This window comes from Aeromonas sp. MR7, from assembly GCF_963899385.1.
Taxonomy (GTDB): Bacteria; Pseudomonadota; Gammaproteobacteria; order Enterobacterales; family Aeromonadaceae; genus Aeromonas; species Aeromonas bestiarum.
Genome location: NZ_CAWQXH010000053.1, coordinates 159,292 through 181,034, shown reverse-complemented (window position 1 = coordinate 181,034; position 21,743 = coordinate 159,292). Strand labels below are relative to the sequence as shown.

Below are 21,743 nucleotides of genomic sequence, written 5' to 3'. Positions count from 1 at the left end.
CACGAGTTTGCGGCATCGGGCCGTCGGTCGCAGCTACTACCAGGATCGCGCCGTCCATCTGGGCAGCACCGGTGATCATGTTTTTAACGTAGTCGGCGTGACCCGGGCAATCTACGTGCGCGTAGTGGCGGATGGCGGTGTCGTATTCTACGTGGGAGGTGTTGATGGTGATACCACGCTCACGCTCTTCCGGCGCCTTGTCGATCTGGTCGAAGGCGAAAGCTTTACCACCGAAGTGCTTGGCCAGCACGTTGGTGATGGCGGCGGTCAGGGTGGTTTTACCGTGGTCAACGTGGCCGATGGTACCCACGTTAACGTGCGGTTTATTACGCTCAAATTTTTCTTTAGACATGATCGTCCCTCTAAACTAACGCTGAGTACGCGGTGGCAAGCTAACCACAGAACAGTTTATATGATGGATTTGAATCTGGTGGGGAAGAGAGGTTGGTGCTGACAGCCAGGTTCGATTGCCGAACTCACCCGAAGGTGTGACTCTTGGTATCGCCTGAGCCGTATCAGCATCTTGGAGCGGGCAGCGGGAATCGAACCCGCATCATCAGCTTGGAAGGCTGAGGTAATAGCCATTATACGATGCCCGCATTTCTCTAACCCAAAGAACTCAAACCGCAGAGAAATATGGTGGAGGGAGAAGGATTCGAACCTTCGAAGGCAGAGCCGTCAGATTTACAGTCTGATCCCTTTGGCCGCTCGGGAACCCCTCCAGTGCATAAATGCCACAACGGTAATTCTGCTTGCACCCGTTGTTTTGTCGCTTTTGCCGGGCAAATAGGCGACAGACATCCAAGCGTCGCGCATTTTATTGTAAGGATTTTGGGGATGCAACCATTGCGCCTTGCAAAATGTGCATTATTGCCGGGAAGCATGCAAAAAAGGACTCACTCTCTCCTCGAATCCGCCGCGTCTCTTGTCGCTCCCCACCCCTTGGTGTATGGTCGCCCTGCCCAAGAAACAGTGATGACACCATGACGACAGAGCATAACCCCTATCTGCAATTCACCCGCGAACAATGGGCGTTATTGCGCGATGCTGTCCCCCTGACCCTGACCGAACACGATCTGCAGACCCTGCGCGGGATCAACGAGAAGGTGTCATTGCAGGAGGTGGAAGAGATCTATCTGCCCCTCTCCCGCCTGCTCAATCTCTACGTCAAGGCCAAGCAGCGCCGCAGCCGGGTACTGGAGCAGTTCCTCGGCCAGTCCCGTGGCAAGGGCACCTACATCATCAGCATCGCCGGCAGCGTGGCGGGGGGAAAGAGCACCACGGCCCGCATCATGCAGGCGCTGCTGGAGCGCTGGCCCGAACACCCAAGAGTGGAGCTGGTCACCACGGATGGCTTCCTCTATCCCAACAAGGTGCTGGAAGAGCGCGGCCTGATGCGGCGCAAGGGCTTCCCGGAATCCTACGACATCCGTCATCTGGTGGAGTTTGTCGCCAATATCCGGGCCGGCCACGAGAAGGTCGAGGCCCCCGTCTACTCCCACCTCATCTACGACATCATTCCCGATGAGAAGAAGGTGGTGGAGCAGCCTGACATATTGATCCTGGAAGGGCTCAATGTGCTGCAAAGCGGCATGGATTACCCGCAGGAACCCCATCGCGTCTTCGTGTCGGATTTTGTCGACTTCTCCATTTATGTGGATGCCGAGGCCGAGTTGCTGCGCACCTGGTATGTCGAGCGCTTCCTCAAGTTCCGCAGCGGCGCCTTCTCGGATCCGGACTCCTACTTCCATCACTACGCCAAACTGGCGGAAAGTGAAGCCAGCAAGATTGCCAACACCATATGGCAAGACATCAACTATCTGAATCTGCAGGAAAACATCCTGCCGACCCGGGAACGGGCCAACCTGATCCTGACCAAGGGCCACGAGCACGCCATCGAGCAGATCAAGCTGCGCAAGTGATGGCCGAGGCACACAGTACCTGAACGAAGAGGGGGCCCGCAGGCCCCCTCTTTCATTGTTGTCGCAGTGACAAGGACTCAGTCGCCCCGGCGCAGGGAGATTTCGCCCCCCAGATAGAATCTTGTCCCTTCACCTGTCTCCAGGCGCAGGGCGCCGCGATCGTCTATGCCGCGAGCCACGCCGCGGATCTCCTGCTCCCCCATCAGGAGCCGCACCGGTCGGCCGGCGAAGTGATCGAGCCGGTTCCAGTCGTCGACAAAGCTGGCCAGGCCGCTCTGCTCGAAGGTCAGCAGAGCCTGTTGCAGGTGCTCGATCATGCGGGCGGCCAGCAGATTGCGATCCACCAGTTCCGGCTGTATGTGGCGCAACTCGGACCAGGCCTGATCGATCCGTTCCCCCTCCCGGGCCGGCATCGCCAGATTGAGGCCGACCCCGATCACCAGGTTGCAGCTGGCACCGGCGCTGCCGCTCATCTCCACCAGAATGCCCGCCAGCTTGCGGCCCTGATAGTAGAGATCGTTCGGCCACTTCAGCTCGACCCCCGGATAACCGAGCGACTCCAGCGCCTGCACCACGGCCACACCGACCGCCAGACTCAGGCCCATGGCCGCCGCCATGCCCTGCTCGAGCCGCCAGTACATGCTGAGGATCAGCTGGCAGCCGAAGGGAGAGACCCAGGGCTTGCCACGGCGACCGCGCCCCGCAGTCTGGCACTCGGCCAGGCAGCTCTCGCCGGACTGCAGCTGGTTGACCCGCTCCAGCAGGTACTGGTTGGTGGAGTCGATCACCGGGAAGCAGTGCACCGGCGCCATGGGGGCCATCGCCTGCAACTGCACCTGATCGTACAGCGCCATGGGCACCGCCAGCCGATAGCCCTTGCCGGTCAGGCTGAACAAGTCCAGCCCCAGCTCCTTGAGCGCGGCCATGTGCTTGCTCACGGCCGCACGGCTGATGCCGAGCTGCTCGCCGAGCTGTTCGCCTGAGTGGAACTGACCATCGCTGAGCAGGGTGATCAGCGTCTGTCTGGTGGGAGTCAGCGTCATGCCAGTACCTCATCGAGCCAAGTCTCACCGGTCAGGCCCATGAAGCGCACCTCGTGCTCCAGCACCACCCCGAATTTCTGCTCCACGCTGTCGCGCACATGGGCCGCCAGGGCGATGAGCTCCATGGCGCTGGCACCACCCAGGTTGACCAGCACCAGCGCCTGCTCCTGATGGACGGCGGCGCGGCCGATGGCAAAACCCTTGAGGCCGCACTGATCGATGAGCCAGCCCGCGGCCAGCTTGGCCTGCCCTTCCCCGGCCGGGTAGCAGGGCATGTGCGGATATTGCTGCTTGAGCGTGTCGGCCAGCGCCCTCGTCACCACTGGGTTCTTGAAGAAGCTGCCCGCGTTGCCGAGCACGGCGGGATCCGGCAGCTTGGCACGACGGGTGGCGCAGACGGTATCGAAGATGGCCTGCGCGGTGGGTGCGTCCCCAAGCGCCGCCAGCGGACCGTAACCCAGCACCGGCGTCCAGACCTTGGGCAGGCGCAGGCCGACGGCAGTGATGAAATGGGAATCCTGATACTCATGCTTGAAGATGCTGTCGCGGTAGCCGAAGTGACAATCGGCGGCATCGATGCGCTCCAGCTGGCCACTCTGCCAGTTGAACGCCTCGACATAGGCACAGAAGCTGGCCAGCTCGACCCCGTAGGCGCCTATGTTCTGCACAGGCGCGGCGCCGACCGTGCCCGGGATCAGCGCCAGGTTCTCCAGGCCGTACCAGCCCTGTTGCAGGGCGTGGCACACCAGCTGATGCCACTCTTCCCCGGCCGCCACGTGCAGCAGCCAGTGTTCCCCCTCATCCTGCAGCTGGATGCCCTTCAAACGGTTGAGTACAACCAGCCCGGCAAAATCATTGCAAAACAGCACATTGCTGCCGCCACCCAACACCAGGCGAGGCAGGTCGGTCAGTTCAGGCTTGGTCACGAGTTGCTGCAGGTCGTCGACCTGTGCCACCTCCGCCAGCCAGAGGCAATGGGCATCGAGGGCGAGGGTGTTGAGCGTCAACAAGGAGGCGTGAGGGGTGAGTTTCATCTGCGTGTCCCGACAATGGCGAGCGGGCAGTCTACCTTATATTCCCGCCGGACGAAAAATCCGGCCCTCTTTTCGGACTCGATCCGCTGGAGTAGAGTATGCGGCTCCGACTCTTGAGGAAGTACTCATGAACAACCAATTTGCCGTCATCGGCCTGGGACTGTTTGGCAGCGCCCTGTGCGAAGAGCTGCAACGGCAGGATGCCGAGGTGCTGGCGATTGATATAGACGAGAGCAAGACTCGCCAGATCGCCACCCTGTGCAACCATGTCGTCGTCGCCGATGCGACCGATGAGTCTACGGTGGCCGAACTGGGGCTGGCCAATTTCGACATCGTCTTCGTCGCCATAGGTGACAACCTCGAGACCAGCATACTCACCACGCTCGTGCTGAAGGAGGCCGGGGTGAAGAAGGTGTGGGTCAAGGCGCGCGACAAGTTCCACGCCAAGATCCTGCAAAAGGTCGGCGCAGACAAGGTGATCAACCCCGAGTGGGACATGGGTCGCCGGGTCGCCCAGAGCATGCTGGACAACCGGCTGTTCGACTATCTGGAGCTGGGTCACGACATGGTGCTGACCGAGTTCGTCATAGGTCTGCCGCAAAATGGCCGCACCTTGGCCGAGTTACACCTGCTGCAACAGACCGAGCTGCAACTGCTGGCCATCAAGCGTGGCCAGGTGCTGCACAACGTGCTGACCGGCAAGATGGAGCTGCAACTGGGTGACATCCTGATCCTGGCGGGCAACAAGCATGCCATCGACCACTGGCTGGAAACCTTATGACACGCTGGCGTAGCAGCTACGCCTTCGCCCTGCACCGGGACGATGAGTCCCGCTGGAGCGAGGCCAAGCTGATCCTGGGCAGTTTCCTGATCATACTGCTGGTCGGCACCCTGTTCCTGGTGCAACCCTCCAGCCACAAGGGCGAGGTCACCTTCGTCAATGCCCTCTTCACCGCCACCTCGGCCATCAGCGTGACCGGCCTCGGCGTGGTGGATACCGGCACTGCCTTCACCCTGCAGGGGCAGATCTTCCTGCTGATGCTGATGGAAATTGGCGGCCTGGGCCAGATGACGATGACGCTGCTGCTGATCGCCATGTTCAGCAAACGGGTCGGCCTGCGCCAGCAGGTACTGGCCAAGGAGGCGCTGGGCCAGGAGGGCTCGGTCAACATCATCCAGCTGGTGAAGCGCATAGTGCTGTTCGCCTTCATCGCCCAGCTGATCGGCACCGGCCTGATGGCGATACGCTGGGTACCCGAGATGGGCTGGGGGCGCGGCCTCTATGTCAGCTTCTTCCACGCGGTATCGGCCTTCAACAACGCCGGTTTCTCGCTGTTTGCCAACAATCTCATGGACTACAGAGACGACCCCGTCATCAGCCTGACCATAGCCGCGCTGATCATCCTGGGGGGGATTGGCTTCACCGTCATCGTCGATCTGGTACGCAACCGCCGCTGGCGCAAGCTGAAGCTGCACAGCAAGCTGATGCTGATCATGACGCCGGCCCTGCTGCTGCTGGGTACCCTGATGTTCTGGCTGCTGGAGCACAACAACCCGGGCACCCTCGGCAAGGCCTCCTTCGGGGGCCAGTGGCTGGCGGCCTTCTTCCAGTCCACCAGCGCCCGTACCGCGGGTTTCAACTCCATCGACATAGGTCAGATGGTACCCGCCTCCCTGCTGTTCATGATGATGCTGATGTTTATCGGTGCCGGTGCCACCTCTACCGGTGGTGGCATCAAGGTGACCACCTTTGCGGTGGTGCTGCTGGCCACCAAGGCCTTCCTGACCAAACGCCCCCACGTCACCGCCTTTGGCCGCACCCTGTCACCCCAGATAGTGACCCGTTCGCTGGCCATCATAATCGTCAGCACCATGGTGCTGATGCTGGCCATGTTCCTGCTGATGATCACCGAGCAGCAATCCTTCGACAAGATCATGTTCGAGACCATATCGGCGTTTGCCACCGTGGGCCTCTCCACCGGCATCACCGCCGGCCTGAGCGAACCGGGCAAGCTAATTCTGGTGCTGGTGATGATCTGCGGCCGTCTCGGCCCGCTGACCCTGGCCTTCATGCTGGCGCGCCCGAGCGAAACCCGCATCAAGTACCCGGAAGAGGGTGTCTATACGGGCTGAGTCCGCTGCCATAAAGAGAAAGGGGCCATAATGGCCCCTTCTTTTTCTCGGCATTAACGCCCGGTGCAACGGCTCAGGCCACCTTGGCCTTGGCCGGCCGTTTGCCCGCACTCTTGCGAGCCGTGCCAGCCGTCCCCGCACTGCTCTTGCGGCGGGTGAAGCGCTGCTTGCTGGCTCCCGGTGCGGCCTTGGGCAAGGCGCTGAAGCTGGCGCCGGAATCCTGCCTGGCCCCCTCGATCAAGGTGTTCAACTGCTCCGTCAGCGGCCCCATAAATTGCTGGTAGCTGGCGTGCCGTTCGGCGATCTGGCCCAGGCTCTGCTCCCACAGTGCCGTCATGTCCGGTGTGGTGGCGGTGGCGGGCAGTGCCAGGATCAGTGCCCGTCCAGTGGGCGTGCCCTTGATGCTCTTGCCCTGGCGCACCAGAAAACGGCGCTTGAACAGCAGGTCTATGATGCCGGCCCGGGTCGCCTCTGTGCCCAGGCCGTCGGTCTCGCGCAGTGTCTTGCGGATCTCGGGGTCCTGCACGTAGCGGGCTATGCCGGTCATGGCGGCCAGCAGGGTGGCATCGGTGAACGACTTGGGTGCCTGGGTCATCTTCTCCAGCAGCTCGCCCCGCTCGCACAGCAGCTGCTCCCCCTCTTTCAGGGAGGGCAGGGTACCGGCCTTCTCTTCGTCGTCATCTTCTTCCACCCCCATTAGGGCCTTCCAGCCCGCCTTGAGGATCCGCCGCGCCTTGGCCTGGAAGAGGCCGCCCGCGATGCGCAGCAGCACCTTGCTGTCGTTGTACTCGAACGGCGGGTAGAACTGCAGCAGGTATTGGCGCGCCACCAGACCGTATATTTTGGCCTCATCGCCGCTGAGGCTGGCCTCGTTGCCGCGCTTCTCGGTGGGGATGATGGCGTGGTGGGCATCCACCTTGCTGTCGTTCCACGCCTTGCTGCGGATCTTGCCGTCCGCCTCGCTCACCGCCCTGGCGAGCGCCGGCGCGGTCGCGGCTATGGCATCCCGTACCTGGCCGGCGCGGTTGAAATGATCGCTCGGCAGGTGGCGACTGTCGGATCTCGGGTAGGTGATGAGCTTGTGGCGCTCGTAGAGCCCCTGACACACATCCAGCACCCGCTTGGCATCCATGCCAAAGCGTTTGGCGGCATCGATCTGCAGGCTGGAGAGGTTGTAGGGCAGCGGCGCCGCCTGTTTGCGGGCCTGCTCCTCGACCTCTTCCACCACGGCTGGTTGGCCATTGATGCGACTGACCACCTTCTCGGCCAGTGCCCGGTTGAGCACCCTCCCCTCCTCATCCTGCCAGGGCAGGCAGGCCTCGGAAGGCAGCCACTTGGCGCTGAAGCGCTCGTTACCTTCGGTCACCAGATGGGCCAGCACCTCGTAGAAGGGCTTGGGCACGAAGGCCTCTATCTCCAGATCCCGCCGCACCACCAGCCCCAGCAGCGGGGTCTGCACCCGGCCGACCGACAGCAGCTCGCTGCAACCGCCCTTGCGACCGAGCAGGGTGTAGGCCCGGGTCATGTTGATGCCATAGAGCCAGTCGGCACGGCTGCGGGCCAGCGCAGACACCGCCAGCGGCACGAACTCCTTGTTGTCCCTGAGCTTGTCGAGGGCACGGCGCACCGCCGGCGGGTTGAGATCGCTGATGAGACAGCGCTGCACGGGCCTGGTCTTGGGGTAGCCGAGAAAATCGATCACCTCGTCCACCAGCAGTTGCCCTTCCCTGTCCGGGTCACCGGCATTCACCACGCAGTCGGCCTGCTTGATCAGCCGCTTGATGACGGTGAGCTGGGTTTTGGTCTTGGGTTTGGCCACCAGTTGCCACTGGGCGGGGATGATGGGCAGTTGCTCCATGCGCCACTGCTTGAAGGCGGCGTCGTAGGCATCGGGCTCGGCCTGCTCCAGCAGGTGACCGATGCACCAGGTCACCACGTCCCCCTGGGCTGTCTCGATGAAGCCGTCGCCCTTCTTGTGGGGCTTGGGCAACACATCGGCAATGGCGCGGCCCAGACTGGGCTTCTCGGCGATAAAGAGTCGCATGGCAAACATACCTGAATACTGTATATGCGAACAGTATATACCGAGCCTTTTGCAAAGCCCAAGCCCGGCCACCCGTGGATCCGGTGATCGCGAGCACGCTGTCGGTCAGCGCCGCGGCTCGGGGTCAAGGATGCAGCTACCCTTGAGGATGCTCATGCGAGCCAGATGATGAAACTTGGCCCGAACGAGTGCGAACAGGCTGATAAAAGCGCTGAAGTTAAATTAAATTCAATTAAATGATAAAATACAAAATAATAAATGCATTTAAAATAACAATACGAAATAAAAATCATGATAGAGGTCAAGCCACCACCTCTCCCTAGCTACTACTATATTGGTAATATTTGATCGTAGGAAAACGCCGCCATGCTTGGAAAATTATTGAGAAAGACCTGGTTCTGGCTCCTGCTGCTCGGGGCCCTGCTGGGCGTCGCGGCATTGGGTGTCACAGTGACAGTGATGCATAAAACCAGTTCTACCGAGTTCTGCGTCTCCTGCCACTCCATGCAGACACCGCTGGCCGAGTATCAGGGCAGCGTCCACTTCCAGAACGTGAAGGGCATCCGGGCCGAGTGTGCAGACTGCCACATCCCCAATGAACCCAGCGCCTATCTGTGGACCAAGATCCGCGCCGTGAAGGATATCTATCACGAAGCGATCGGCACCCTGGACACCCCGGAGAAATACGAATCGCACAAGCTGCGCATGGCGCAGTCGGTGTGGGACGAGCTCAAGGCCAACGATTCTGCCACCTGCCGCAGCTGCCACAGCTATGCCGCCATGGACATTCTGGCCCAGCGCCCCAATGCCCGCGCCGAGCACCCGGTCGCCATCAAGGAAGGCCAGACCTGCATCGACTGCCACCGCGGTGTCGCCCATATCATGCCTGACATGAGCGAGCTGGCCGCCGCCGGCGCGAGCGAGCTGGCCCAGGCTGCCGCCCAGACCCCGGCCAACGTCACCACCCGTTACGCCATCGCCACGGCGCCGCTGTTCCTAGATGCCGCCGCCAAGACAGACGAAGGCACCCTGATGCCCTCCACCAGGGTGGAAGTGCTGGCCAACGAGAATGGCCGCGCCCAGGTGCAGATCGAAGGCTGGCAGCAGGACGGCGTGAGCGAAGTCTTCTACGCAGCCCCCGGCAAGCGGATCCTGAGCGTGCTGGTCGGTGATAACGCCAAGAAATCCCTGGTCACCGGCCAGAGCGAAACCGACAGCGCCACCAACCTCACCTGGCATCAGGTCAGCCTGACCGCCTGGGTGGATCAGAGCCAGCTTATCGGCGATCAGGGCAAGCTGTGGCAATACGCCTCCACCCTGATGTCCAACAACTGCACCGGCTGCCACGGCCTCACGGCGCTGGATCACTTCAATGCCAACCAGTGGATCGGCGTCATCAAGGGGATGGAATCCCGTACCTCCCTGACCCCGGAACAGGCTCGCATGTTGACCCAATACGTCCAGAAACATGCCAGTGACATGAGCGCGGCGCACTAAGGCTGGCACAGAGGAAATCGTCATGACTTTTTTTACCGATAAGAAAACCAATCTGTCCCGCCGCAACCTGCTCAAGGGGCTCGGCGCCTGCGCGGCCCTGCCGCTGCTGGCCGGCATCTTCCCGAAGAGCGCCCTGGCCAAGGCCATCAGCACGGCGCTGGAACAGTTCCCAACCCTGGTGCCGGCCCAGAAAGGCATACTGACCGGTGCCCACTGGGGCGCCTTCGAAGCCATAGTCGAAGAGGGCCGCATGGTGCGCGTCCAGCCGGTGGCCGATGATCCGGCGCCCAACGATCTCATCGATATGGCCCCGTTCCAGGTTCACGCCAAGAACCGCATCAAGTACCCCATGGTGCGCAAGAGCTGGCTGGAGCAGGGCCCGGGCGCCAAACCCGAGCTGCGCGGCGCCGACGAGTGGGTGCGGGTAAGCTGGGACAAGGCCATCGAACTGGTGGCCGGCGAGATAGGCCGGGTGCAGAGCGACTTCGGCCCGCAGGCGATCCACGCCGGTTCCTACGGCTGGAAGAGCGTCGGCATGTTCCACAACAGCCGTACCCTGCTGCACCGCCTGATGAACCTGGCCGGTGGCTTCACCGGTTATGCCGGTGACTACTCCGCCGGCGCCGCCCAGGTGATCATGTCTCACGTCATGGGCTCCATCGAGGTGTATGAGCAGCAGACCGCCTGGCCGAACGTGATCGAACACGCCGAACTGGTGGTGCTGTGGGGCGTCAACGCCCAGGTAACCCTGAAGAACAGCTGGAACATGCCGGACCACGAGGGTCAGGCCGGCTTCCAGGCGCTGAAGGAGAAGGGTACCCGCATCATCAGCATCGACCCCGTCTACAACGAGACTGCCAAGCTGGCCGGGGCCGAGTGGATTGCGCCGAACGCCTATACCGACGTGGCCATGATGCTGGGGGTGGCCCACACCCTCTATACCGAGCAGAAGCACGATCAGGCCTTCCTCGACCGTTACACCAGCGGCTTCGACAAGTTCCTCAGCTACCTGCTGGGCAAGGAGGATGGTCAGCCGAAGAGCGCCGAGTGGGCGAGCACTGTCTGCGGTGTCGATGCCGCCGTGATCCGTCAGCTGGCCCTCGACATGGCGTCCAAGCGCACCATGATCATGGCGGGCTGGGGCATGCAGCGTCAGCATCACGGCGAGCAGCCCAATTGGATGCTGGTGACCCTGGCCGCCATGCTGGGCCAGATCGGCCTGCCCGGCGGCGGTTACGGCTTCAGCTACCACTACTCCTCCGGTGGCAGCCCCACCGCCAAGGGCGGCATACTGGCGGGTATCTCGGCCGGCAACGCACCCAAGAACAGCCCGGCGCCGATCCCGGTGGCCCGCATCGCCGACTGTCTCGCCAATCCTGGCAAGACCATCGACTTTAACGGCCGTCAGCTCAGCTATCCGGACATCAAGCTGGTCTACGTGGCGGGTGGCAATCCCTTCCACCACCATCAGGACACCAACAACCTGCTCAAGGCCTGGCGCAAGCCGCAGACTGTGATAGTCCATGAACCCTACTGGACCGCCACCGCCAAGCACGCTGACATAGTGCTGCCGGCCACCACCAGCTACGAGCGCAACGATCTGGAGATGGGCGGCGATTACTCCCAGCGCTACGTCTTCCCCATGCACCAGTGCGTGCCGCCCCAGCACGAGTCCCGCAACGACTTCGACATCTTCAGCGCCATCGCCGCCAAGCTGGGCCTGCTGGAGGCCTACACCGAAGGCAAGGACGAGATGCTGTGGCTCAAGCAGATGTATGACGGCATGGCCGCCCAGGCTCGTGGCGCCCGGGTGGCACTGCCGCCTTTCACCATGTTCTGGGAGTCCAACAACTACATCCGCTTCCCCATTCCGGAGGCGAATCGCCAGTGGATCCGTCACGCCGATTTTCGCGAGAACCCGCTGCTCAACCCGCTCGGCACCCCGTCCGGCAAGATCGAGATCTTCTCCAATACCATCGCCGGCATGGGCTATGCCGACTGCGCCGGCCATCCCAAGTGGTATGAGCCCAAGGAGTGGCTGAAGAGCGAGACCGCCAGCCGTTATCCGCTGTCGCTCAACACCTCGCACCCGACCCAGCGGCTGCACTCCCAGCTGGACAACACGCCGCTGCGGGACAAGTTCGCCATCGCCGATCGGGAGGCCATCCTGATCCACCCGGATGATGCCAAGGCCCGTGGCATTCAGGATGGAGACCTGGTGCGCGCCTTCAACGATCGCGGCCAGATCCTGGTGGGCGCCCTGGTGTCGAAAGACATACGTCCTGGCGTGGTGCGCATCTGTGAAGGGGCCTGGTTCGACCCGGCCAAACCGGGTGAAGCGGGGGCCATCTGCAAGAACGGCAACGTCAACTGCCTGACCTTCGACGAGGGCACCTCCAGCCTGGCGCAGGGCAACTGCGGCCACATGGCCCAGCTGCAGATCGAGAAGTACAGGGGCCCGGCACTGGTCAATACCGCCCACGCGGTCCCGGCCAACGGCTGAGTCCACACTCGACCAACAAAAACGGCGCCATCAGGCGCCGTTTTTTATTGCTGTCAATTTGCTGTGGCAGTGGTGACTCGGAAGCCCCCTTACTGCATGCACTCTTCCGCACACGCCACCCGCTCTGCAGCCGGAGCACGGACAAGGTGACTCAGAAGTCCCCTTCCTGCATGTACTCTTCCGCACATTCGACCAGCTGGGGCCAGAGCTCTTCCGGCACCCAGGCATCCGGGTCATCTTCGTCGCCGTCGTACTGGGTCCAGAAATAGCGGCGCAGGCCGGCGGCGAAGTCGTCGCTGACCTCAGCCAGCTCGGAAAGCGGCCCCAGCCAGGCGATGCGGCGCAGGCCGGAGGCGAGATCGTTGAGCGCATCCACCAGACCGCGATCGTCTCTGATCTGCTCCACCAGCAGGGTGAAGCGCTCGCGGGCGCTGGCGATTTCGTCTTCGTCCAGCTCACCCACATCGGCCAGCAGATCGATGAAATCTTCCAGCAGGAATGCGATCAGGCTATCTCTGTCCTCGAACCACTGGAGCTGAGCCCCCTTGATCCCCAGTACAGAGGAATCGAACGAGTCATCAAGATGACATAGTGCCCATGGATCGTCTGTCATTGCTACCCTTCCTCAGGCTTGAACAAGTGTCTTATCTTATGCTTGGCCCGCTCCCCGTGCCACCTTGAGCGGTGGCGGGGAGCGGACCACCCCAATTCCATTGCCTCATGACGAGGCTTGATAATACCTGGCTCTCTACCCAGGCCACCTTGAGCGGAGACGGGGAACGGGCCACCCCAATTATTTCATCCGCCCCATAATGGGCTTGATCCCTAGCTATCCACCCTTGCCACCTTGGGCAGTGACAGAGACGCCGCCAGGCCACCCAATTCCGCCCGACCCATGATGAGATTGCCTCTATAGGCCTCGGCCAGATCGGAGACTATGTTGAGGCCGAGCCCGGAGCCCGGCACCTTCTCGTCGAGCCGTACCCCGCGCAGCACCGCCTTGGCGATCTGATCCTCGCTCATGCCGGGGCCGTCATCCTCGATGCGCAATGTGATCCAGCCTCCCAGCTCGGCGCTGGAGATGCGCAGCTGGCCGGCCGACCACTTGAAGGCGTTCTCCAGCAGGTTGCCCACCATCTCGTCGAAGTCCTGCTCCTCCACCCCGACCGCCAGATTGGCCGGCACCTGCAGATCCACCTCCCTGCCCGGATAGAGGCGGGAGAAGGCGCGGCAGATGTACTCCACCCGCGCCCGCACCGGAGTCGACACCCCGAGGATCTTGGCGGCGCCCGTCACCCGGGCCTTGCCGAGGTGATAGTCGATGTGGCGCTGGATCTGGTCGAGCTGCTCGCCGATGGCGGCCTGATCCTCGGGTGACAACTGGGCCACCTGATTGCGCATTATGCTGAGCGGCGTCTTGAGGGCGTGGGCCAGGTTGCCGGTGTGGGAGCGGGCCCGTTGCAGCAGCTCGCCGTAGTGGTGCAGCAGGCGGTTGATGTCCTCCACCAGCGGCTGGATCTCCAGCGGATAGCGCAGCCGAAACCCCTCCTGATGCCCCTGATGCACCCGTCCCAGCTCGCGGCGCAGCAGATGCAGCGGGCGCAGACCATAGACGATCTGGAACATGAAGCCCAGTACCAGACCGGTGGCGGCAAAGCCGAGGCCGAGGAACAGGCTGATCCGGGTCTTCTTCAGAGTCTGGGTCAGGGCGCTGCTGTCCTTGGCCATCACCAGGGTAAACACCTTGTCAGAGCCCGGCAGCAACACGGCGCGAGTCATGATCAGCAGCGGCTCCTTGTTGGGCCCCTTGCCGACGAACAGATCCGGGTCGCCAAACGCCGACTTCAGGCCATGCACGTCGAGGTGCACATCCCACAGGGAGCGGGAGCGGCTGACCACGGCATCTCCCAGCTCCAGCTGCCAGTAGTAGCCGGAGTAAGGTTGACGGAAACGGGGATCGGCCATGGGCTCGGTGACTATGGGCAGACCGTCTGGCTGGATCTCGAGCCGGGAGAGCAGATCATAGAGCTGCAGGCGCAGGCCGTCGGCCTCCGCCTCCTGCCAGTAGTTGCGCATCATGGTCTGCAGGCTGAAACCTGTGGCGAACAGGAAGAGGCCGCACCAGACCAGGGCTATGACCACCAGCCGCCCCCGCAGGGTCCGAACCAGCCTCATTCAGCGTGCCCTTGCCGCAGTTGCATCAAGGCCCGACTCATTCGTTGATCCGGTATCCGAGGCCACGCACAGTCTCAATCAGATCGGCGTGGGTCTTCTTGCGGATCCGGCCGATGAACACCTCGACGGTATTGGAGTCGCGGTCAAAATCCTGGGCATAGATGTGGTCGATCAGCTCGCTGCGCGACACCACCTTGCCCCTGTGCTGCATCAGGTAACCCAGCACCCGGAACTCGTGGGCGGTGAGCTTGATGGGGGTGCCTTCGTACCACACCTGGGAGGCCGCCATGTCGAGCCGCACTCCGCCTATCTCCAGGATCGAGCTGGCATTGCCCGCCGCCCGCCGCACCAGCGCCTGCACCCGCGCTACCAGCTCGGCCACCTGGAACGGCTTGGTGAGGTAGTCGTCGGCACCGGCATTGAGCCCTTCAATCTTCTCGTGCAGCTGGCCGCGGGCGGTCAGCACCAGCACTGGGGTATCTATCCCCTTACTGCGCCACTCTTTCAGCACGCTCAGGCCATCGCGACCCGGCAGACCGAGATCCAGGATGATGGCGTCATAGGGCTCGGTCTCGCCGAGAAAGCCGGCCTCGTTGCCATCATGACAAAGGTCGGTCACGAAACCGGACAGACGCAGCTGTTCCGCCAGCTGGCCCGCCAGTGTCTTCTCATCTTCAACTATCAGAATGCGCATATAAATGGGTATCCAAAGCAGGGTTACACTTGCGTCAGCGGAGAGGGGGTCGGGCAGCCATGCCTGCCAGAGCGCCCAACCGGGTCACTCTTCTTCCGGTGGAGGACGAGGCTCGAACAGCCGCTCCAGATGATGGCCCTTGAGCCACACCATCTCCAGGTTGTCGGCACGATAGCCCACCTTGATGACGCTGTTCTCGCTGTCGATGAGCTTGAGCTCATACAACCAGATGCCGTCCTCTTCCCCCAGATCGACGCGCAGCACGCGCACCGGCAGGCGAGAGGCCACCTCCATCACCTCATGAAAGGGCCTGATCCGACCCTCGCTGACAGCTTGTTGCAGCAAGGCCTCGTTCGGCGTGGTTGCCTGCGCCATCACGGGCAGCAGCAACCCAAGCAGAGACAGGGCTCTATTCATGGATGATTCATCTCCAAAAACCTAACATAATGCCGTTTATAGTCTGCCAGCCATGAATCCGGAATGAATATGATCCCACGCAGTATCCTGCTGATCCTTTGCCTCTTTTCCACCCTTGGCTGGGCGGCCCAGACGCGTCTCGACATGCCGGCGCTGGTCAAGCTGCTGTTGGCCCAAGGGTACCACGACATTCGGGAAGTGGAGCTGGAAGGGGATAAATTCGAGGTAGAAACCCTGGACGCCCAGGAGCAGCGCGTTCAGCTGCTGGTCGATGCCTACAGCGGGGAGATCACCAAAAAAGAGGCCGACTAGGCCTCTTTTGCTATGTGCGCTGCGCGCGCCGGATGAGCGCGCGACGAGTCACGCCTCTTTCAGTTTTTGTGGCTGACGCTGGCGCCAGGGGCGCAGCAGCTTGTCCCGCCGTGGCCACAGCAGGGCACAGGCCAGCAGCAAATAGATGAGCGGCTCCTGCCAGCCACTCTTGACCGACCACCAGTAGTGCACAGGCACCAGCAGGGCCACCGCATAGATCCAGTTGTGCAGCTTCTGCCAGGCCGGCCCCATGATCCGCAGCAGGGCCGGGATCGAGGTGATGCTCAGCGCCACCAGCAGCAAAAGCGCCAGCGCCCCCACCAGTATGTAGCTGCGCTTCACCAGCTCGCCGCCAATCAGGCCCCAGTCGAACTGCAGATCCAGCCCCAGCCAGACCATAAAGTGCAACCCGGCCCAGGCCGCGCACCAGAGCCCGAGGGGGCGGCGCAGCTTGATGAGCTGGCCCTGGCGCCAGCGTTTGGCCAGCGGTGACACCAGCAGGGTGAGCAGCAGCAGATGCAGCGCCCCCTTGCCGAGGTAGTGGGTCAGCCCCTGCACCGGGTCTCCCCCCAGCAATCCGGCTGGCAGGGCGTATCCCAGCCAGAGCAGAAAGCCCAGCGAGGCCAGGTGTACCAGCAGGCGCAAGCCGTTGATATGGGCTGTTTTCAGTCTCGGCGTCATATCGCAGTTCCCGTTATGTTTTTCCCACCCCTCATCCCCAACCCTTCTCCCGCAAGGGGAGAAGGGGGCAAGACACCGTTCGGGCAGAGCGTCAGTTTCAATACCATTTGCGCAGATCCATCCCCTGATAGAGCGAGGCCACCTCGTCGGCATAGCCGTTGAACATCAGGGTCGGCTGACGCTTGGCGCCGAAGATGCCCCCCTCGCCGATGAAGCGCTCGCTGGCCTGGCTCCAGCGCGGGTGATCCACCTGTGGATTGACGTTGGCGTAGAAGCCATATTCGTTCGACGCCAGCAGATTCCAGGTGGTGGGTGGCATCTCCTCCACCAGCCGGATGGAGACGATGCTCTTGATGCTCTTGAAGCCGTATTTCCAGGGCACCACCAGCCGGATCGGGGCCCCGTTCTGGGCGGGCAGCGTCTTGCCGTAGAGGCCCATCGCCAGGAAGGAGAGCGGGTGCATCGCCTCGTCCATGCGCAGCCCCTCCACGTAGGGATAATCGATGCCGCCACCGAGGGAGCGGGAGGCCTGGCCCGGCAGTTGCTCGGGGTCATACAGGGTCTCGAAGGCCACGAACTTGGCGCGACTGTTGGGCTCGGCACGGCGAATGAGGTCCGCCAGCGAGATGCCGCTCCAGGGCAGTACCATGGACCAGGCCTCCACGCAGCGCAGCCGGTAGATGCGCTCTTCGAGCGTGCTCTTGTTGATGAGATCCCACACGTCCAGCGTAAACGGCTTGGCCACCTCCCCCTCCACCTTGAGGGTCCAGGGCTCGGGTTTGAGGTAATGGGCATTGCGGGCCGGATCCCCCTTGTCGGTGCCCAGCTCATAGAAGTTGTTGTGGGTGGTGGCCTTCTCCTCCGGGGTGATGATCACGCCCTCGGGCCGGGTAGCGGAAGGGATGTTGAGCGGCCTGGTCGCGGCGGCGGGGGTCGGCTTGTCGGCGGAGAAGAGATCGAGCACGCTCGCCTGAGTGGGAAACGCCAGGGTCGCAGCCCCCAGCCCGAGCCCCTTCAGGATGAGGCGGCGATCCTGATAGACGGCTTCCGGGGTGACATCCTGCTCGGTGGGGTGATGGAAAGAGCGGCGCTTGATCAACATGAAAAACTCCCGGGGCTATGAGGGTGATAATCATAAGACCCGCCCCGGCCGAGTTTTATTTCACACAAATTTACATGAGTTGGTGCAGGGGCAGGGCCTTGGCCATGGTTCCGACCAGGAACAGCACTACGAACACCAGCAGAGGAACGATCACATTAGGCACCATCAGACTCACTCCATGAGCAGGACAGGGCCTCTAACTATGGTGCAGGGCCAAAGACGCCACCAATGAATTTTTTTCGCGAGCGCAAGCGTATTCCTGAGTTGAAATAAGTGATGAAGATCACACACAATTCCGCCCCTGCTTGCCGCCCCCCCTGCGAGGGGTAGGCTCCCCCTTTTTCCAGATGTCACTACTTTGAAGAGTCACACCATGAGCCCATTGATCGCCATCGCCATCACGACCGGGATCCTCTCCGCCATCTGGGGCTGGGTCGCCGTCGCTCTCGGCCTCATCTCCTGGGTCGGCTTCCTCGGCTGTACCAGCTACTTCGCCTCCAGCGGTGGCTACAAGGCGCTGCTGCAAACCATGTTGTGCAATGTGAGCGGCATGCTGTGGGCCCTGCTGCTGATCCACGGGGATGCCTGGTGGGGAGCCGGTGTGGCGGGTTACATGATGACGGGGGTGGTCGCAACCCTGATGTGCGTGCAGGCCAAGCAGCAGTGGCTCGGCTACATTCCCGGTACCTTCGCCGGTTGCTGCGCCACCTTCGGGGCGGCGGGAGAGTGGCGACTGATACTGCCTTCCCTGGTGATAGGCGCGCTGTTCGGTTACCTGATGAAGGCGAGCGGCCTCTGGCTCTCCCAGAAAACCCAGAAAGCCCAGGCCACGGCTGGCGTTACCGACCCGGCCTGATCCTGACGATCTGGCCGATTCGCTCTGAAACAAGAGGGGCGGTCCGTCATCCACGGGCCGCCCCTCTGTCATTTATCCCTTCGACTTGAAGTTTGCCGCTTCTATACCGTGCCGATTCAACAGCTTGTAGAAATCGGTGCGGTTTCTGCCCGCCATGTTGGCCGCCAGGGTCACGTTGCCCTCTGTGGTACGCAGCAGGCGGATCAGATACTCCTTCTCGAACTCGGCCCGCGCCTCGTTGAACGAGGGGATGCCGCCGCTGCCGCCGCTCAGGGCGGACTCCACCATGGCGGCGCCGATCACAGGGCTGCAGCAGAGGCTGGCCAGCTGTTCCACCACGCTGTAGAGCTGGCGTACGTTGCCGGGCCAGCCCGCCGCGGCCAGCAGGGCCAGCGCCTCCGGCGAGAAGCCGAGGGCGGCGCAGTCGCCGTGACGGCTGCGATATTCGTCCAGCGCCTGTCTGGCCAGCAGCGGAATGTCTTCGCTGCGGGCACTGAGGGGCGGCAAGGTGATGTTGGCCACGTTGAGGCGGTAGAAGAGATCCTCCCGAAAGCGCCCCTCCTCCATCGCCGCCACCAGATCCTGATGGCTGGAGCTGATGACCCGCACCTCGGGGATGCCCTGACCGTACTCCTGCAGCACCTGCAGCAGCTTGGCCTGCAATGACTCCGACAGATCTCCTATCTCGTCCAGAAACAGGGTTGCCCCCTTGGCCTGCTCGAACAGGCCGGACTGACCGTCCTCGCCGAACAGTTGCAGGTCCAGCGCGGCCCACGGCAAGGCGGCGCAGTTGATGGCGTGCAGCGGCTTGTCACGGCGACTGCTGGCCTGATGCAATGCCTGGGTCATCACCCCTTTACCGGAACCGGAAGGACCCATGATCAGCACGGGCACTTCCATGCCGGCTATGCTGTTGGCCTGGATCAGTAACTGTTCCATCTGCGGGTTGCGGGTCAGGATCAGCGATTGCCAATCCTGCCGCTGCTTTGGGCGAGTCAGGCTCAGCGCATGTTCTATGGTGGCAAACAGCTCATCCTTGTCGATGGGCTTGGTGAGAAAGCTGAATACCCCGGAACGGGTGGCCTGAATGGCATCGGGTATGGTGCCGTGAGCTGTCATGATAATGACCGGCAGCCCCAGCCACTGGGACTGGATGCGCTCGAACAGCGCCAGTCCGTCCATGCCGGTCATGCGCAGATCGCTCAGTACCAGATCGGCCCGCTGCTGGCGCAGTCTGTCCAGCGCCCCTTCGGCACTGTCGGCGGTATCCACCTCGTAGCCCTGGCTGCGCAGGCGCATGCTCATCAGTTTGAGCAGGCTGACATCGTCGTCGACCAGCAGGATGCGACTCATTTTAGCGCCTCGCCATTGCCGTTCAGCTTGCGCTGATTGAGCTGTTCATCGATGGCGGAGAGCTGTTCGATCTGGCGGCGCAGACGCTGCACCTCCTGACTCTGATCGTCGCGCCGGCTGTCGCGGGCCAGCAGCTCCTCGCCGAGGGCAATCCAGCTGCGCAGGAAGGCCTGGGCATCCAGCCCCAGCTCGGGCAGCAGGCTCTTGAGTTTGTCCAGTCCGGCCCGGCGATTTGCCACCGACTCGGACGGATGGGTATTAACCATGGCCAGGCTGACCCGGCTCTCGATGTCGCTCGCCCCCTTGAGGCGCTGACGTTCCTGCACCCGCTGCTGGGCATGGCTGGCCACCAGCCAGTCCGAGTACTGCAGGCGCACCTGCATCTCCTTGTTGGCAAACTCCATCCGCTTGGCGAGGGCGAGATCCGACGACGCCGCCGGTTCACCCGCGGGCAACAGGGAGCAGCCTGTGAGCAGACCCATCATCAATACCGGAACAACACATTGTTTCATCTTAGGCTTCACTTCAACGTCAACCGGAAACAGACATCCGCCTGTTCATCTTCAACCAATACCAACTCGCCGCCCAGGCTCATCGCCGACTCGCGAGCGATGGAGAGCCCCATGCCGGAGCCCTTCAACAAACCTTGCCGCACTATGCTGCCCTGCTCGAACGGCTCGAAGATCCGTTCCCGCTCGGCCACCGGAATGGAGGGCCCTTCGTTGGCCACCTCCAGCCAGCCGCCATCGGCATCCTGCCCGGCGCGGATCCAGATCTGGCCGCCCATGGCGCCATAACTGACCGCGTTGGAAAACAGATTATCGAGGATCAGCCGCAAGCGATACGGCTCGGCCTGCAGCATGATCGGATCGGTCGGCAAGTGTACACTGATTTGTTTGGATTCCAGCGCCAGCCGGTACTCTGCAGACAATTCTGACAACAGGGGCGCCAGCGCCACCGGGGTCAGGCTGAACACCTCCTGCTGGCTGAGGCGGTTGAAATCGAGCAGGCGTTCGATCAGGGTCTGCAACCGGCGGCTGTTCTCCTCCAGCATCTGGCAGATCTCCTGCTGATCCGGGGTCAAGGGCCCTACAAGCTGCTCTGAGAGCAGATCCGCTCCCTCCCGCAGCACCGCCAGCGGGGTCTTCAACTCGTGGGAAACGTGGCGCAGGAACTGGTATTTCTGCTGCTCCAGCTCCTTCAATTTGTCGTGCAGCCAGCCGATCCGCTCCCCCAGCAACACCAGCTCGGCAGGCCCGTCCACCGGGCGCTTGTCCGGTTCCACACCGGCACCCAGGCTCAAGATCCGCGACTCAATCTGACGTACCGGGTGGATGATCAGATAGGTAAACAGCAATACCAGCAGCAGGCTGAGTACGGCCACGAAGCCGCTGACCCACCAGATCTCCGTCATCAGGTCGGCGATGGTGGCTCGCACCCGGCTGACATGCTCGTCTACCTGACTGCGGGTGATGATCTCAAGCTGCTGATTAACATGATTAAAATCATCAAACTTAGGACTGGTCGACTCTGCCTTGGCACGAGCCAGATCCTGCAGGCTGTCGAGCCAGGTCAGTGCCTGCTCGAGACCCGTGTAGGCCTCGGCATCCGGGATCGAACTCTGATGGGCGGCGAGCAGGCCGCGATAGCTCGCCAGCTGCTGCTGATAGCTGGCCAGGATGCGATCATCCCCCAGCACGGCATAACGACGAAGAGTACGTTCCAGATCAATGGCTTGGGTAGTGAGCAGCGTCGCCCGCCGGGTATCGCGCACCGCCCGTTCCAGCTCGTCGCTGGTCAACTGGCTGAGGTGTTCGAGGGCCTGGCTGTCGTGCCAGATCATGCCGCCCAGCGGCATCAATACCAGGACGAAGCCCATCAATACCACTTGCAACAGGGAGCGTGGACGTACCTTGGTCATCTTGGGCTGTCTCGATTCATCATGGGTGGGCCAGCATATCCGCACTCCCCCAAAAA

20 protein-coding genes and 2 tRNA genes are annotated in these 21,743 nt (G+C 62.3%); 7 read left to right on the top strand and 15 right to left on the bottom strand.

Annotated features, from left to right (window positions below; all coding sequences use genetic code 11):
• The 3 genes from AACW87_RS22580 to AACW87_RS22570 all read right to left on the bottom strand — a co-directional run.
• The coding region (locus tag AACW87_RS22580; RefSeq protein WP_241326222.1) for a GTP-binding protein at positions 1-352 on the bottom strand (352 nt) is incomplete at its 3' end.
• A gap of 172 nt (positions 353-524) precedes the next feature.
• Positions 525-599: transfer RNA gene (locus AACW87_RS22575), tRNA-Gly, on the bottom strand.
• A gap of 38 nt (positions 600-637) precedes the next feature.
• A tRNA-Tyr gene (locus AACW87_RS22570) sits at positions 638-722 on the bottom strand.
• Positions 723-983: 261 nt separating this feature from the next.
• On the opposite strand from AACW87_RS22570, the gene coaA reads away from it, so the two are divergent.
• Positions 984-1,922, top strand: a complete 939-nt coding sequence (gene coaA / locus AACW87_RS22565; RefSeq protein WP_042036009.1) for a type I pantothenate kinase — start codon at positions 984-986, stop codon at positions 1,920-1,922.
• A 77-nt stretch (positions 1,923-1,999) separates the two neighbouring features.
• Here the strand turns inward: coaA and birA are convergent, their stop codons facing one another.
• Together birA and murB are read right to left on the bottom strand one after the other, a co-directional pair.
• Positions 2,000-2,965 carry a bifunctional biotin--[acetyl-CoA-carboxylase] ligase/biotin operon repressor BirA gene (birA, locus tag AACW87_RS22560; RefSeq protein WP_241326221.1) on the bottom strand — a complete coding sequence of 322 codons (966 nt, stop codon included), beginning with the start codon at positions 2,963-2,965 and terminating at the stop codon, positions 2,000-2,002.
• The gene (murB, locus tag AACW87_RS22555) at positions 2,962-3,999 is read right to left on the bottom strand and encodes a UDP-N-acetylmuramate dehydrogenase (RefSeq protein ID WP_241326220.1); all 1,038 of its coding nucleotides are present in this window, start codon (positions 3,997-3,999) and stop codon (positions 2,962-2,964) included. Before murB ends, birA begins: the two co-directional genes overlap by 4 nt.
• 127 nt (positions 4,000-4,126) lie before the next feature.
• Between murB and AACW87_RS22550 the strand changes: the two genes are divergently transcribed.
• Both AACW87_RS22550 and AACW87_RS22545 read left to right on the top strand, forming a co-directional pair.
• Entirely contained in the window at positions 4,127-4,780 is a 654-nt protein-coding gene (locus tag AACW87_RS22550) for a potassium channel family protein (protein WP_043554131.1), read from the top strand.
• A complete protein-coding gene (locus AACW87_RS22545) occupies positions 4,777-6,132 on the top strand; it encodes a TrkH family potassium uptake protein (RefSeq protein WP_241326219.1) in 1,356 nt (451 codons plus the stop codon). The genes AACW87_RS22550 and AACW87_RS22545 overlap by 4 nt, the downstream gene beginning before the upstream one ends.
• A gap of 73 nt (positions 6,133-6,205) precedes the next feature.
• Here AACW87_RS22545 and AACW87_RS22540 read toward each other — a convergent pair whose 3' ends face one another.
• Entirely contained in the window at positions 6,206-8,176 is a 1,971-nt protein-coding gene (locus tag AACW87_RS22540) for a DNA topoisomerase III (protein WP_241326218.1), read from the bottom strand.
• 366 nt (positions 8,177-8,542) lie between these two features.
• Between AACW87_RS22540 and AACW87_RS22535 the strand changes: the two genes are divergently transcribed.
• Positions 8,543-9,673, top strand: a complete 1,131-nt coding sequence (locus tag AACW87_RS22535; RefSeq protein WP_241326217.1) for a NapC/NirT family cytochrome c — start codon at positions 8,543-8,545, stop codon at positions 9,671-9,673.
• A gap of 22 nt (positions 9,674-9,695) precedes the next feature.
• The gene (gene torA / locus AACW87_RS22530; RefSeq protein WP_241326216.1) at positions 9,696-12,176 is read left to right on the top strand and encodes a trimethylamine-N-oxide reductase TorA; all 2,481 of its coding nucleotides are present in this window, start codon (positions 9,696-9,698) and stop codon (positions 12,174-12,176) included.
• A 151-nt stretch (positions 12,177-12,327) separates the two neighbouring features.
• On the opposite strand, the gene AACW87_RS22525 is transcribed toward torA, so the two are convergent.
• The 4 genes from AACW87_RS22525 to AACW87_RS22510 all read right to left on the bottom strand — a co-directional run bounded on the left by AACW87_RS22525 (position 12,328) and on the right by AACW87_RS22510 (position 15,462).
• Positions 12,328-12,789, bottom strand: coding sequence for a hypothetical protein (locus AACW87_RS22525; protein WP_043142646.1), 462 nt, complete (start codon positions 12,787-12,789; stop codon positions 12,328-12,330).
• A gap of 212 nt (positions 12,790-13,001) precedes the next feature.
• On the bottom strand, positions 13,002-14,351 hold the full coding sequence (locus AACW87_RS22520; protein ID WP_043142649.1) for a sensor histidine kinase: 1,350 nt from the start codon (positions 14,349-14,351) through the stop codon (positions 13,002-13,004).
• Positions 14,352-14,388: 37 nt separating this feature from the next.
• A complete protein-coding gene (locus AACW87_RS22515; protein ID WP_005318517.1) occupies positions 14,389-15,045 on the bottom strand; it encodes a response regulator transcription factor in 657 nt (218 codons plus the stop codon).
• 84 nt (positions 15,046-15,129) lie between these two features.
• Positions 15,130-15,462 carry a PepSY domain-containing protein gene (locus AACW87_RS22510; protein WP_043142650.1) on the bottom strand — a complete coding sequence of 111 codons (333 nt, stop codon included), beginning with the start codon at positions 15,460-15,462 and terminating at the stop codon, positions 15,130-15,132.
• Between the two features lie 63 nt (positions 15,463-15,525).
• On the opposite strand from AACW87_RS22510, the gene AACW87_RS22505 reads away from it, so the two are divergent.
• Positions 15,526-15,774, top strand: coding sequence for a PepSY domain-containing protein (locus tag AACW87_RS22505; protein WP_043142652.1), 249 nt, complete (start codon positions 15,526-15,528; stop codon positions 15,772-15,774).
• Between the two features lie 48 nt (positions 15,775-15,822).
• Here the strand turns inward: AACW87_RS22505 and AACW87_RS22500 are convergent, their stop codons facing one another.
• Positions 15,823-16,455, bottom strand: a complete 633-nt coding sequence (locus AACW87_RS22500) for a protein-methionine-sulfoxide reductase heme-binding subunit MsrQ (protein WP_241326215.1) — start codon at positions 16,453-16,455, stop codon at positions 15,823-15,825.
• A gap of 97 nt (positions 16,456-16,552) precedes the next feature.
• Entirely contained in the window at positions 16,553-17,557 is a 1,005-nt protein-coding gene (gene msrP, locus AACW87_RS22495; RefSeq protein WP_241326214.1) for a protein-methionine-sulfoxide reductase catalytic subunit MsrP, read from the bottom strand.
• 373 nt (positions 17,558-17,930) lie between these two features.
• On the opposite strand from msrP, the gene AACW87_RS22490 reads away from it, so the two are divergent.
• Positions 17,931-18,413 carry a DUF1097 domain-containing protein gene (locus AACW87_RS22490; RefSeq protein ID WP_043554141.1) on the top strand — a complete coding sequence of 161 codons (483 nt, stop codon included), beginning with the start codon at positions 17,931-17,933 and terminating at the stop codon, positions 18,411-18,413.
• A gap of 72 nt (positions 18,414-18,485) precedes the next feature.
• On the opposite strand, the gene AACW87_RS22485 is transcribed toward AACW87_RS22490, so the two are convergent.
• Genes AACW87_RS22485 through AACW87_RS22475 form a run of 3 tightly spaced genes read right to left on the bottom strand, consistent with a single transcriptional unit; the run spans position 18,486 to position 21,687 of the window.
• Positions 18,486-19,766, bottom strand: coding sequence for a sigma 54-interacting transcriptional regulator (locus tag AACW87_RS22485; protein ID WP_042870179.1), 1,281 nt, complete (start codon positions 19,764-19,766; stop codon positions 18,486-18,488).
• Positions 19,763-20,278 (bottom strand): hypothetical protein, encoded by a 516-nt coding sequence (locus AACW87_RS22480; protein WP_241326213.1) that lies wholly within the window; start codon positions 20,276-20,278, stop codon positions 19,763-19,765. Before AACW87_RS22480 ends, AACW87_RS22485 begins: the two co-directional genes overlap by 4 nt.
• 8 nt (positions 20,279-20,286) lie before the next feature.
• The gene (locus tag AACW87_RS22475; protein ID WP_043554143.1) at positions 20,287-21,687 is read right to left on the bottom strand and encodes a sensor histidine kinase; all 1,401 of its coding nucleotides are present in this window, start codon (positions 21,685-21,687) and stop codon (positions 20,287-20,289) included.
• Positions 21,688-21,743: the final 56 nt, after the last annotated feature.